The organism is Paenibacillus sp. IHBB 3054 (assembly GCF_051594305.1).
GTDB lineage: Bacteria > Bacillota > Bacilli > Paenibacillales > Paenibacillaceae > Paenibacillus_AQ.
The window spans coordinates 154068-168088 of sequence record NZ_JBOFBG010000006.1 but is presented as its reverse complement, the minus strand read 5'-3'; the positions used below and the strand labels follow the sequence as shown (position 1 = coordinate 168088).

Below are 14021 nucleotides of genomic sequence, written 5' to 3'. Positions count from 1 at the left end.
GCGTTATGGTTTGATCGCCTTCCTTCGTCCTTATTTGGAATTAATTAACAAATTAATCGTAAGTCTAATGTTCATTTTACTCAATGTTCAAATAAATACATAAATTTACATATTGATATGTATGGGGCCTTGTATACTCATATAATGAAGTCGTTCTATCATTTTCATTGTTTTTCTGGATATTTCTGGTTATTTCAGAAAAAACGAATGAAAAGTGAAAAAGAGTTCAAGTCAAAAACGCCACCGGCCAGTTATTCCGGGCCGGTGGCGTTTTGCATAGATATGTTCGCTGTCTACCATTTGGAGCCGCCAGAGGAATTTCTGCCGGATTTGCCGCCGCCACCGCCCCAGGATGACCCGCCAGTCGAGCGGCCGCCGCCTCCCCAAGAGGAACCGCCGGATGATCTGCCGCCGTCGAAGCCGCCCGAAGAGGAGCCACGCTTGCGTGCCTGCTCCCGGCGCTGCTGTTCCCGCAGGATGGCCAGCTGTGCCAGGCGCTCCTCTTCTTCTTTTTGGCGTACGAGACGGTTCGCTTCCTCCACGAAGGAGGAAATCTGGGACTCGTAGGCATGTGCAACGGCTTCCAGCTCATCCAGGTTATAAGGCCGGATGGATAGCCGCTGCTCCAGTTCACCATACTCAGGGATCAGGGAGAGCTGGAATTGGCTTCTGGAGGCGATTCCCTTGCTCTGAAGCCGCCGCTGGGCCGTATCCACACGCTCCTGTCCTTCCGACAGGAGCCTGGTGACGTTAGCTAAGCGTTGGCCCAGCATATTGAGACTCTCGCCGACATTGTCGAACTTCTGGGCGGTTTCTTCCTGAAGTTTGAGCAGCTGGTCCAGGCTATTGCGGGCATTGTCATATTCCCCCCGCTGGTCACTGGTCCAGGTTTCGATCTGCGGAACTTCTCCCGCACCCTGACGGAGCTGTGTTCCCGCAGTCTCCATTACCTCCTCAAGATGGGTCAGATGGATCTCCGCAAACCGGCTGCGGGCTTCGGAGATCCGGCTGTGCAGCTCATTGCGCCGCTGAGACAACTCGCTCCAACGGCTGCGGATCGTATCCAGATCCCTCAGGTTGTTCTGGCGGATCAGGGCCTGGCGCTCTGTCATGGCAATGGCATCGCCCAGTAGGGTATCCATGCGGGCAGCGATTTTGCGCACCTCATCCATGTCTCCGCTGCGCAGGGGAGCTTCAAGTGTTGCCGCGGCTGCGGAGGCCTGATCCAGATTCTCATAAGGTTTGACCTTCATATTGTGGAGGGAATTCTGTTCGATCAATGCGGCGATTGTGCAACGGGCAGCCGCCAGAACTCCAGGAAAGTCATTCAATTTGTCGTCATACTTATCGACATCCTGCAGATCCTGCTCGATCTGCGCCTGCTTCTCCTGCGCCTCTCCGGTCATATCCTGTGCGGCAATTGGGTCGAACAGCTCCAGCTCATCCGCTTTGGCGGTCTCTTCAGCCAGCTCTTTCAGATCATCGGCAATTTCCTGCAGCCCATAGCCGGTCTCCTTGACCGCACTCTGAAGCTGGAGGTTCAATTCAGGCGCTTCCTTCTTCAGTTCGGTAATCTGCTGTTTAACGTTGCGGTCAGCATCACTGATTACGGCAATGTGCTGCTCTTCTTCCTCCAGCGAGGAGCGGAAAGCTGTTTCAGTCTGCTGCAAGTGTGAGCTGGCAGCCTTGAGCGCCTTCAGACGGTAGAAGGGAGGCTGCGAGCTTTGGCTGCTCTGCAATGCGGAGATCTCCACCAGCTGTGCAGCCAGCCGCTTGGAGATTCCCTCGACCATTTCTCCCGTCTTGCCTTGAACAATTCCTTGGAACGGCTGCAGGGATTCCAGCGCCCGGTTCGCACGGACCAGCAAGTCGGCCAGCTGCTCCTGCTGGCTGCGGAGCTGCCCCCGTCTGCGCAGGCCGGTGAACAGCACATACAGCACTAATGCCAGCAGCGCTATCCAAATGACAATGCCGGCCATCTTCAGCAGCCCAAGGCCTGGGCCGCTGCTGCCAGTGCCGCTGCTGCCGCTGCTGCCAGTGCCGCTGCTGCCGCTGCTGCCAGTGCCGCTGCTGCCGCTGCTGCCAGTGCCGCTGCTGCCGCTGCTGCCAGTGCCGCTGCTGCTGCTGCTGCCAGTGCCGCCGAAGGAGTGCAGCTTCTGAATCATGGAACGAATTCCCCCGGCAAAATCCCCTTCCCGGGCATAAGGATTAAAATACGTGTCCAGCAGCTCCGTGATGGCTGCGGTATCCAAGGCTCCGCCTTGAGCTTGAGACCAGGAGTTGATATAGTCCTGTAGGCCCGGATTCTTGAAGTTCAGTTCAACTCTCTGGTCTCCGGCAGAGATCAGAAGGAGAACATCCTGCGGCGTCAGACCCCAGGAATCATAGACGTCAGTGGCATAGGCGCCAGGCTCGGCGCCATTCAAAGAATCGACAGTCAGCACCCGGATGGTATAGCGGTCTCCCTCAGCAATTGCGGCAACAGTTGCCGCCTCCTGCGTCGAGAGCAGGCCGGCTTCATCGGTAACCAGTCCCTGCTGAGCGGGAATCGCTGCCGCATAGATACTTGGCATCCATAGCAGGCTGATGATCAGGAACAAGGAAATATATTTTTTCAAACTGGCACGCTCCGATCTATAGGACTATTGTTCAGTATATTATGCTGATTATTATACTATATCATTAAACATCCTAAGCTTTGCAGATGCACTTTTAAGCAATTAATGGCCCTTTTGCAGCTTGTATCAAATGTTTTTTTCTAAAATGGCAACAAAAAAAGCCGCACCCCCGTAATCCGGGAATGCGGCATTCTGCGCGATCATTATCTGATTTGCAGGCAGAGAATATATTGTAATCTGGATTTAATTTCCTTTTGCCATTTCAAATCTCCAACTTTAACAGCAAGATTGAGCAGATCCAGATAGTCGTCAACCTGCAGAGCGGTCCGGGTATTGGCTGAGTTCATGGGTGTTCAGTCTCCTTTTAACTCCATATAGTGAATTGAATGTATTCGTTTATTTAATAATGATAATCATTATCAACCGTTATTGCTATTATCCACATTTTAAGCTAAAAAAGCAATATAAAAAATTAAAAAGATGAGCTGTTCTTGTAATGGACAGTGCAGCACCTTGCTCAAGCGGGACGGTGAACTGGTATATTTGCACAATTTATCACAATAGGTCAGGTAACTTGCAGGAACCATACCATTTTTTGTCGAATACAGCTTCTTATAAATGCTCTTAGCCCGATTTTTATTGGAAAAAGGAGAATTGCGATGAAGCGGTGTAAACTCATCCTTCTAATTAGCATTGTGCTCATGATTGCACCCCCTGCTGCCGCTCACGCTGAAAGACAAGAGATAAGATATCAGACAGAGCTGGGTTACCCGCCTTATAAATACATACAGAACGGATATCTGACCGGCTTTGATATTGACCTGACCAGCATGATTTTTGAGAAGCAGGATTATCTGATTCAGTACAGCACTGGCGAATGGGAGGAAACGTATAAACGGCTAATTGACGGAGAGATTGATACCACCGGACTTATGGCCGTTACGGAGGAGAGAAAGAAGCAGGCATTGTTCTCTAAGCCTCTGTTCAAAAGCTATATCTCCGTCTATTCGCGTCAGGCGCTGAAAGAAGAAGTGAAGCTAAGCACCTTGGAGAACTATAAGGTAGGAGTGGGCAAGGGTCAGTACTCCGAGATGGTGCTGCACGGCAAAGCAGGAGTCTCACATTACATAGAATATGCAACAGTACCAGAAGCGCTGGAGGCTCTGCAGAAAGGCGAGATTGATCTCTTGTTCGAGAACCAGGGTGTTGTCGATTATTTGATTGTTGAGCGTGGATTAACCGGTGATATTATTCGCAAAATGAGTAATTTATACCCTGAGGATATCGCTTATGGTATCAGCAAATCAGCACCGGAGCTGGTCTCCTACGTTAATGCACGGCTGGAACGGCTGCAGCGGTCCGGTGCTTTTGAGGAGCTGTACCAGCAGTATTTTTTCGCTCATTCGGATGATTACCAATCCCTAACTAAGGGGAGGATCATTTCAGGAATGATCATCGGCTTCTGTGTGCTGCTTTTTGGTATTGTTCTAATAAGGGTTTACATCAGGCGTTTACGACGGACTATCCACTCCGAGCAGGAGTTTTTTGAGGATGTTATTGAGCATACCGGGATGATTGTCTGGGCGGTGCAGGGTGATAAGAGGATCGTGCGTTTCAATCAGTATGCGGAAAAGATGACGGGGCTGAAGGAGCAGGACATGCTCGGAAAAAGCCTCGATGATATCCCCGGTCTGGAAGGCAGTGCAGCCTTGCTCAGAGATCTCCTTATTAAAGCGGTGTACAAGGACTATGCAGGCAACGTTGAACTGCGGCTTCCTGACCATGCGCCGGATGCCCGCTATTTCTCCGTCCGGACTACTCTGATCAAGGGGATGGATGAGCAGGCTGAAGACATCTTCGTACTGGTTGGACTGGATATTGATGAGCGTAAGGAGAGTGAGCTTAAGCTTCAGCTCAGCTACGAGGAGCTGGAGTCCACCTATGAGGAGCTGGCGGCGGCAGAGGTGGAGCTGCAGGAACAGCTCAACAAGCTGGGGGTCAGTGAACGCCGGTTCCGCCTGGCCTCAGAAAGCTCCGGTGCTTATATGTGGGAGCTGGATTGGGAGACAGGGGTCTATAAGCTTTCTGACCGCTGGTATGAAGTGATGGGCTACAATGAAGAAGAAATCAACTCGTTCGACGGCGGGGTGCTCAGTATCATTCATCCCGATGACCAGGAGACTGCGCGGAAGGCGAGAGAAGAGCATCTGTCCGGGTTGACCCCGATATATGAGACTGAATACCGCATGCGAACCAAAGATGACAACTATATATGGTTTGAGGTGCGCGGCAAGTCGATTGTCGATCCAAAGGACAGGATTGTGCTGTTCCTGGGTTCCCTGATTGACATCAGCAAACGCAAGCAAGCTGAGTTCAAGCTGAATAACAGCTATCAGGAGCTGGAGGCGACGTATGAGCAGCTTACGGCAACACAGCAGGAACTGGTAGGACAATATGATCTGCTGGTCGAAAATCAGAAGAATATGCACCGTTTGGCTTATGTGGACTCACTCAGTAATCTGCCCAACCGCCTCAGCCTGCTGGAGACGATGGAGAATTACTTCCAGCGGCCTGGCGGCAAAGCGGCACTCTTGTTTGTGGATACCGACAATTTCAAATACATCAATGACACGCTGGGTCATAAATCGGGTGATATTCTCATCCGTAAAGCCAGTGAACGGCTGCAGTCGCTTGTGGATGAAAGAGCCATGCTCTCCAGACTCGGCGGGGATGAATTTGTAATTTTCCTCAAGGATACGGATGACCGTGAAGCCGTGCTGAATTTGGCGGAGGACATCATGCGGTCATTCCGCAGGTCTTTCCTTATCGGAGAAAGCAATCTGTATGTCTCTGCCAGCATCGGGATCTCCTTCTATCCGGAAGACGGGGAGACCACAGAGGAGATTCTGAAGAATGCCGATGTGGCGATGTACCGGGCCAAAGAAGAGGGCAAAAGCACGTATGTAGTCTATGATAAGTCCATGCATACCGCGTTTAATGAACGGATGAACATTGAGAAGCATCTGCGAAGTGCGATGAACAACAATGAATTTGAGCTGCATTATCAGCCGCAGGTGGAGATCGGGACCGGGATGATTTCCGGCTTTGAGGCCTTAATTCGTTGGAACAGTCCTGTGCTTGGTTTTGTATCACCGCTGTCATTTATCAAGATTGCCGAGGATTCGAGGCTGATTATATATATCGGCGAATGGGTTCTTAGAGAAGCCAGCAGGTTCATGAAAAGCGTACATGACCGCACCGGAATTCCATATAAAATATCCGTCAACATTTCGATCATTCAGCTGCTGCAGGATGATTTCGTGGAAATGGTGCTGGACAGCCTGGCGGAAAGCGGACTTGAGCCCAGCTGCCTGGAACTCGAAATTACGGAATCCATCTTTATGGAATCCTTCGAAAGCACCGTCAGCAAGCTGGGATTCCTCAAGTCGCGCGGGATCCGCATCGCCCTGGATGATTTCGGAACAGGGTACTCTTCTTTGAGTTATTTGCAGCAGCTGCCGATTTCCACACTGAAGATGGATAAAATCTTTATAGATTCTCTGGAGGATAAGGCCTACAGCCAATCCTTTGTTCAGACGATCATCATTCTCGGCCACAAAATGGGTCTTGATGTGGTGGCTGAGGGAGTAGAGGATGCCAGACAGCTGGAATTTCTTAAGCAATTCGACTGCGATAAGGTACAGGGTTATTTAATCAGCAGGCCGGTTCCGGAGCGCGGAGTATGGGAACTGCTTGAGCCTCATTATTGAAATAGAACTAGAGATGACTGCACAGCAAAACGAGCCCGGGACGATTCAGTCCGCGGGCTCGCTTATATTTTCGTGTTATATCCGACATATACCCCGGGTTTCCTTCCACTGATATTCATCTAATAATGTTCGTATTTAAGTGAATTAACATCAGGGGTTATAGCTAAAAATTCTCTAATTAAGATCTAAAGGCGAATTATTGTCTGGTTTTGTCCTTGACACATTCGTGAATAATCTGTAGAATTTCTATTGGCTCATATAATAAAGTTAAGCTGTTCGTATATCCTCAAAGATAAGGTTTGGGGGTTTCTACAGGGGACCGTAAATTCCTGGCTACGAATAGGGTGCATTTTGCATACCTATGAAGTATCCGGGATTTTTGTGTTGTGGTTAATAAACTATCTAATTTCGCAGAAACGGACAATGGCCTGCATGAGTACGGCGATGCCGTTTCTCCCTAGGAGGAACAGAGAAACAGATGAGTAAATATGATGTGATTGTCGTTGGTGCGGGTCCGGCCGGAATATTCGCCTGCTATGAATTGACACGAAAGGCGCCTGATCTGAGGGTGCTGCTTGTGGACAAGGGTCATGATATTTACCGTCGCAATTGCCCGATCCTTGAGGAGAAGATCAAGCTCTGTCCGCCCGCTTCGGGGCGCAAGGAATTCGCCGGCTGTCTGCCTGCCTGTTCAATTACTGCCGGTTTCGGGGGAGCAGGGGCCTACAGTGACGGCAAATTTAACATCACGACGGAGTTCGGCGGCTGGATGACCGATTATTTGGCACCTTCCAAAGTGCTGGAGCTGATCGAATATGTAGACAGCATTAACCTGGAGCATGGCGCAACACGGGTCATTACCGATCCGACAACCGAAAGTATCCGCAATATTGAGCAACGGGGATACGCTGCCGGACTGAAGCTGCTGCGGGCGCAGGTGCGCCATCTGGGGACGGAGCAAAACCTGGAAATCCTTAAATCCATATATGAATATTTGAAAACACGTATTGAAATGCTGTTCAAGACAGAGGTTCAGGATATAGTTACCGTAAAAGACAATGGAACGCACCGCATTACAGGCATTACGCTGAAAAACGGGGAAAGCCATGAGGCGGATAAGGTTATGATTGCCCCGGGCCGTGACGGTTCGGCCTGGCTGACCGAGGTGCTGAAAAAACGCCGGCTGAAAATGTACAATAATCAGGTCGATGTAGGTGTAAGAGTCGAAACTTCGGATGTGGTAATGCGGGAGATCAATGAACATCTTTATGAGGGAAAATTCATTTTCAATACATCTGTAGGCACCCGTGTCCGCACCTTCTGCAGCAATCCTTCAGGACATGTTGTCGTGGAAAATCACAGCGGTGTGATGGCGGCTAACGGACATTCCTATAAGGATCCTGCACTGGGTTCGAAGAACACCAACTTTGCCCTGCTGGTCTCGCATACGTTCACGGAGCCCTTCGACAAGCCCAATGAATATGCCCGGGAAATCTGCAAGCGGGCGAACGATTTGTCCAGCGGCGGCGTGATTGTACAGAAATACGGTGATATTCTCCGTGGCCGGCGTTCAACGGAAACGCGGATCAAGGAAGGATTCCTGGAGCCGACGCTGAAGGAAGCAGTACCCGGTGATCTGGGACTGGTACTGCCGTACAATACCATGAAAAGCCTGATTGAAATGGTGGAAGCCCTGGAGAAAGTAACTCCGGGTATCGCCTCCGAACATACGTTGTTCTATGGAGTAGAGGCGAAATTTTATTCGGCCCGTCCAAAGCTTACGGAGAATCTGGAGACGGAAATTTCCGGACTGTACTGCGGCGGAGACGGTGCGGGCATTACCCGCGGTCTGGCTCAAGCCGGAGCCGCCGGGGTATGGATTGCCCGGGGGATGCTGGAACAAACCGGCGTTTAAAGACAATAGAATAGGTGAAGAAGGGCAGCCTCACTGCAGGAATTTCTGCGTTGAGTCTGCCCTTCTTCTATTTAGCTCTCATTTGAACTCCCGCTCATATGGTATACAATAATTATCATAATTGTAAATTCGAGAGGGTGATGCAGCAATGGATTCAAAGCAGGACAAAAGCAGGGGACTTCAGGTGATAGTGTACTTGCTCTTTATTGTGTATGCATTATTTACTGTTCAGGTAATTTTGTTCAAGACTATTCCTATAACAAGCATATTTAAGGCGGACACGGCTTTAAGAAGTGTGAACTTGTTCCCCTTCCACACGATTTACGGATTTTTCGCAGATGAATCCATCGGCAGCGATAGAATGGTGACCAATGTGTTGGGCAACATCGGGATCTTTATCCCCTTAGGCCTTGCCGCAGCTTATATAGGAAAGAGCAGGACCTGGGGATTTAAGGTTGCTTTTGTCTTCTCGGTTAGTATGGCTTTTGAAATCATTCAATATATCTTTGCGCTTGGAAGCAGTGATATTGATGATATTCTGTTGAACTGTGCCGGAGGTGTGATTGGCATAGCCTTGTATAAAGCACTCATGAAGAGCACTCCTTCCGGAAACCAGCTCCTTGCGGCGATCATTGGATTCTTTTTACTGGCGGGCATTGGCGGAGGTGTTGTGACGGGGGTGGTGGATCGCAGCTTGCTGCCTTTTGCTGATCAGGAGATGGAATACATAGATGAGAACAAGCAGATCATGACAGGTGTAGATGAGAGTACGGCTGATCTGTTCGGCGATTTGACCGCTGCCCAGACTGACGCAATAACCCTATATAACAATCCTAAGTATAGTATGCTGAAGAAAACAGCGGATACAACAGAACCCGGGCAAGAGAATAGTACCATTCCAGTAGGTGCCTCAACCAAAATCATTATCAGGCATTTGGCGTCTGATCAAAATAAGATTATCAGCACCTACGAAGAAGGTACGATTTCCAGCCTGGTCTCCATAGTGGAGTCATCTCCAACCGCCCCTACAGTCAGAGTCTGGTTGGACGGAGACAGCAAACAAGCGGCTAGGATGCTGCTCGTAAATGTTCTGAAGTGAAGTGATATTACCAAGTGTTCCTATCTTCTTGGGCAAGCTGGCCGACAGCTGTAATTTGCACCCGAGGCCATAACAACCTCCAGTTCTTGCTGGCGATCCGTTTCTCATAGATAAAGTACAACTGGCGGTTGGTTATAAAACTCGGAGTGGGTCTGAGCTCCATTTGGATTACATCCCGGATACCATGAGGGGCGGCCAACCTTAAATTACCGTGTTCATCCAGCGAAAGCCCAAGAGCGGTTGCCGTCTCGGGAAATTTGGACATGCCGTCGACAGAAGAGGTATAGGGCGGAATATCGTTAACCACATGCATTCTCGCCTGGTTTTTGACCGACCAGGGGATGGACGGATCAGCAGCTCGCAGCTGCGCTTCCCAAGCCTTTTCGGTCTCTTCGCGGATGTCGCTGCTATCATAATAAATAACATCAATATCTGCCAGCGGTGTTCTTTCCGTAAATCCATGCTGGACATCCCAGACTTTAGAGCGGACAAATCCGGCGCAGACCCAGGAATCGGGCAGCATCAGCGCTCGGGCGGCAGATAGAATATTCATCATCCACGGGTCTTCTCTCACGGCCCGCAGGAGATCTTCCTCCGTATGGATCAGCAACATAGGTCCTCCTTTAAATAGATGAACTACATAAAAGCAACGGTTTTTTTATCCGATACCTCTATTATAAGGCCGAATTTACAGGCTTGGGTACTCTAAAAAGACAATAGGGCGGATTGCTATTATGATTTGGCACATCTTATAATGGACCGATAGATTGACCATTGGAGGCGTGGCTGTGGAACATAACTTGACGATATTGCTGCAATTGTTCGAAAGGGCGGCACTGCTGCTGATGTGCCTGTTTGTGTTGACCCGGCTGCCGCGGTTTAAAGAGATTTTTGTCAAAGGGGCTTACGCTCCACAGGATCTAGTGATCGTGACGGTGATCTTCAGCCTGTTCGCGATCTTCGGAACCTACAGCGGCATTAAAGTCGACGGCTCACTGGTAAATGTGCGGATTATCGCCATCATGGCCGGCGGGATTCTGTTTGGTCCTTGGGTCGGACTGATTACTGGCATTATATCCGGGGTTCACCGTTTTCTGATTGATATCGGCGGCGTGACTTCTGTGCCCTGCCTGATTACAAGTGTCACGGCGGGAATTGTCTCCAGCGTTATTTACCGCCGGACCACGGCTGACCGCCGCTGGATCGCCGGCATTCTGGCCGGGATGGGCTGTGAAGCACTGACCATGCTGCTTATTCTCGTTATGGCAGATCCTTCATCGCTGGGTGTGGATATCGTTTCGAAAATTGCTTTTCCGATGATTGTGGGGCAGATCAGTGTCGGCCTCATTGTTATGCTTGTCCAGAGCGTGGAGGGGGAGAAGGAGCGGATCGCCGCGAAGCAGTCCAAGCTGGCGCTGGATATTGCCAATAAGACGCTGCCGTATTTCCGCAACATCAATCCCCAGTCGCTGCGCACCATTTGCGGAATCATCAAGGAGGACATCGGTGCCGATGCGGTAGCGATCACTGATACCCGCTTCATCCGTGCCTATGTCGGAGTGGGAGAGGAATACTACACCGAGACGAACGAGATTATCAGTGAAGAGACGAAAAAGACGCTGAGGGACGGCGAAATTACGATCCGCGATGACGATACTGAATATATGAACCGGGCAATCCGGTCACTGATTATCATTCCCTTGAAAGAGAAAGGCGAAGTGACCGGAGCACTTAAAATTTACTATACCAAAGCCCATAAAATCACTTACTCGCTGCAGGCAATGGCGGTAGGGCTGTCGCAGATGATTTCGACGCTGATGGAGGTATCGCGGGTCGAAGGCATTAAGGAGATGGCTAACAAAGCCGAGCTGAAGGCGCTGCAGACAAGCATTAATCCCCATTTTCTGTTCAATGCGCTGAACGCGATTAGTTCCCTTATCCGGATTAACCCGGATAAGGCACGGGAGCTGATCATCAACCTGTCAGGCTATATGAGATACAATCTGGAGCTGACCGATGAATTCATTGATATCCGGCGTGAGCTGCAGCAGGTCCAGCAATATGTGGAGATTGAAAAAGCCCGCTTCGGCAGCCGCCTGGCCGTTGAGTATGATATCGACGAAGTGGAGGTGCGTATTCCCAGCCTGATTATTCAGCCGCTGGTGGAGAATGCGATTGTTCACGGCATTTTGAAAGTGAAGGGACCGGGCACGGTAACGATTTCGGTGAAAGACCGGGGAGAGACCGTGCGGATCGGCATCGCCGATACCGGAGCAGGCATCGCGCAGGAGACGATGGAGAAGGTCTACAGCGGAAACATGCCGGATAACAAAATCGGGCTATATAACGTACAACAGCGGGTAAAGCTGATTTATGGCAAGGGTCTGATCATTCACCGGCTGGATAAAGGGACGGAAATTTATTTCGACGTCACAAAGGAGAAGCGATGAGAGCGATAATTGTAGAGGATGAAGTGCTGGCAAGGAGTGAGCTTGCCTTTCTGATCGGAGCACACAGCGATATAGTGATCACCGCCGAGTTTGAGGACGGGCTAGATGCGCTGAAATTTCTTCAAGCTGAGGAAATCGATGTGATTTTTCTGGATATCAATATTCCGTCCATCGACGGCGTGCTGCTGGCCCAGAATATCAGCAGGTTCTCGGTCAAACCCTATATAGTATTTATCACTGCCTATAAGGAGCATGCCGCCGACGCTTTCGAGATTGAAGCATTCGACTATATTCTGAAGCCCTACAGTGAATCGCGGATTAAAGCCATGCTGAACAAGCTGGTAGCGGCATTCGCGGCGCGTAGCCGTCCCAGAGAAGAAGGGCATCTTGCGGTCAGCAACAAGGTCAATCTGTGGAAAAACGAGAAGATCATCGTTGTCGATGCCGACGAGATTTATTATGCTTCAGCGCAGGAGAAGACAACGAGCGTAATGACTAAGGGAGAGGAATACAGCATGGCTCTGAGCATCAGCGAGTTCCACAGCCGGCTGCCGCAGGACAGCTTCTTCCGCTGCCACCGGTCCTATCTTGTGAATCTGTCCAAGATCAAGGAAATTATCCCTTGGTTCAATAATACGTATCTGCTCCGGCTTCGTGATCTGGACTTTGAAGTGCCGGTAAGCCGCAGCAAGGTCAAAGAATTCAGGCAGATCATGCGCCTGTAGCGGCATTTCATTCCCCGATTCGGTCATCTCATTCCCGATTTCTCTCAAGAAAGCGTTGTTTCGCTACAATAAAGGAGCAAAGAAAGCCCTTGCAGCGACAATAGAGAGAAAGAAGGAATGACTCATGACTACGGCTAAATCTGGCAGCAAGCGCTGGATGATCGTGCTGGGTACAGTGATTATGCAAATGGGACTGGGCACAATCTACACGTGGAGCCTGTTTAATGCGCAGCTTGTCAGCAAATTCGGCTTTGAGCTCAGCTCTGTTTCGATAACTTTTTCCATTACGAGCTTTGCCCTTGCCTTCGCAACCTTGTTTGCTGGTAAACTGCAGGACCGGTTTGGCCTCCGCAAGCTGACCGCTTCCGCTGGGATTATGCTGGGACTTGGTCTGATGCTTAGCTCGCAGGCCAACTCCCTCCTGATGTTCTACCTGCTGGCCGGCGTAGTCGTGGGTTATGCCGATGGTACGGCCTATATTACTTCGTTATCCAATCTGATTAAGTGGTTCCCTAAACATAAAGGCTTGATCTCCGGCGTATCGGTCGGCGCCTACGGAACCGGCAGTCTGATCTTCAAATATATCAACGGCAGCCTGATCGAGTCGGCAGGCGTATCGAATACCTTCCTGTATTGGGGCCTGGCCGTCATGATCATGGTTGTTGCCGGTTCGCTACTGGTCAGGGAAGCTCCTGTGGCTGCTCCGGCACTGGCACAAGCAAATAGCAGAGGGGTGGATTCCTCAGTCGCAACTATTCCGGTTGCAGCGAAAGACTATACCGTCAAAGAAATGCTGCGCACGAAGGAAGCGTACCTGTTGTTCGTAATTTTCTTCACCGCCTGCATGAGCGGCCTCTACCTGATTGGCATTGTTAAGGATATCGGGGTGCAGCTGGCGGGTCTGGATATCGCTACAGCGGCCAATGCCGTTGCGATGATCGCGATCTTCAATACTGCAGGACGCCTGATTCTTGGAGCGTTGTCCGACCGTATGAGCCGATTGAAGCTGGTCAGTGCCACACTTCTGGTCACAGCCTTAGCGATGTTAACCTTAAGCTATGCGACCTTGAGCTACGGTTTGTTCTTCGCTTGTGTGGCCACCATTGCTTTCTGCTTCGGGGGCAACATTACGGTGTTTCCTGCGATTGTCAGCGACTTCTTCGGCCTTAAGAACCATAGCAAGAACTATGGCATTGTCTATCAGGGCTTCGGAATCGGGGCGTTGTCCGGCTCGTTCATCGCCGCTTCTCTCGGCGGGTTCAAGCCTACCTTCATCGTCATCGGCGCACTGTGTATTGTAGCCTGTCTTCTGGCGGCTTCCTTAAAGCCTCCGGTGCAGAGACAGGCAAGAGAAAAGGGAATGAGCCTGAAGCCTTCACGGCATACGGCTTAACCATATAAAAACATGTTGGCTTAAGAAGTATACAGACAAAGAGAATAGTTA

Annotated in this window: 9 protein-coding genes and 1 riboswitch; of the genes, 6 read left to right on the top strand and 3 right to left on the bottom strand. The window is 50.3% G+C overall.

From position 1 onward, the window contains the following. Positions 1-293: 293 nt before the first annotated feature. Both ACQ76X_RS09930 and ACQ76X_RS09925 read right to left on the bottom strand, forming a co-directional pair. A complete protein-coding gene (locus tag ACQ76X_RS09930; protein WP_438493394.1) occupies positions 294-2618 on the bottom strand; it encodes a TPM domain-containing protein in 2325 nt (774 codons plus the stop codon). Positions 2619-2821: 203 nt separating this feature from the next. Continuing rightward, positions 2822-2965 (bottom strand): hypothetical protein, encoded by a 144-nt coding sequence (locus tag ACQ76X_RS09925; RefSeq protein ID WP_179091777.1) that lies wholly within the window; start codon positions 2963-2965, stop codon positions 2822-2824. A 312-nt stretch (positions 2966-3277) separates the two neighbouring features. Here ACQ76X_RS09925 and ACQ76X_RS09920 point away from each other — a divergent pair, with 312 nt between their 5' ends. The 3 genes from ACQ76X_RS09920 (at position 3278) to ACQ76X_RS09910 (ending at position 9402) form a co-directional block, all read left to right on the top strand. Next, on the top strand, positions 3278-6388 hold the full coding sequence (locus ACQ76X_RS09920; RefSeq protein WP_438493392.1) for an EAL domain-containing protein: 3111 nt from the start codon (positions 3278-3280) through the stop codon (positions 6386-6388). 256 nt (positions 6389-6644) lie between these two features. Next, positions 6645-6744, top strand: a riboswitch (purine riboswitch). A 122-nt stretch (positions 6745-6866) separates the two neighbouring features. Next, on the top strand, positions 6867-8303 hold the full coding sequence (locus ACQ76X_RS09915) for an NAD(P)/FAD-dependent oxidoreductase (RefSeq protein ID WP_438493390.1): 1437 nt from the start codon (positions 6867-6869) through the stop codon (positions 8301-8303). Between the two features lie 148 nt (positions 8304-8451). After that, positions 8452-9402 carry a VanZ family protein gene (locus ACQ76X_RS09910; RefSeq protein WP_438493388.1) on the top strand — a complete coding sequence of 317 codons (951 nt, stop codon included), beginning with the start codon at positions 8452-8454 and terminating at the stop codon, positions 9400-9402. A gap of 7 nt (positions 9403-9409) precedes the next feature. Here ACQ76X_RS09910 and ACQ76X_RS09905 read toward each other — a convergent pair whose 3' ends face one another. After that, the gene (locus ACQ76X_RS09905) at positions 9410-10012 is read right to left on the bottom strand and encodes a nucleotidyltransferase family protein (protein WP_438493532.1); all 603 of its coding nucleotides are present in this window, start codon (positions 10010-10012) and stop codon (positions 9410-9412) included. 178 nt (positions 10013-10190) lie between these two features. On the opposite strand from ACQ76X_RS09905, the gene ACQ76X_RS09900 reads away from it, so the two are divergent. From ACQ76X_RS09900 to ACQ76X_RS09890, 3 genes are all read left to right on the top strand, one after another. Beyond that, positions 10191-11852 (top strand): LytS/YhcK type 5TM receptor domain-containing protein, encoded by a 1662-nt coding sequence (locus tag ACQ76X_RS09900; RefSeq protein ID WP_438493386.1) that lies wholly within the window; start codon positions 10191-10193, stop codon positions 11850-11852. Beyond that, a complete protein-coding gene (locus tag ACQ76X_RS09895; RefSeq protein WP_438493384.1) occupies positions 11849-12577 on the top strand; it encodes a LytR/AlgR family response regulator transcription factor in 729 nt (242 codons plus the stop codon). The genes ACQ76X_RS09900 and ACQ76X_RS09895 overlap by 4 nt, the downstream gene beginning before the upstream one ends. 124 nt (positions 12578-12701) lie before the next feature. Next, positions 12702-13970, top strand: coding sequence for an L-lactate MFS transporter (locus ACQ76X_RS09890; protein ID WP_438493382.1), 1269 nt, complete (start codon positions 12702-12704; stop codon positions 13968-13970). Positions 13971-14021 lie beyond the last annotated feature (51 nt).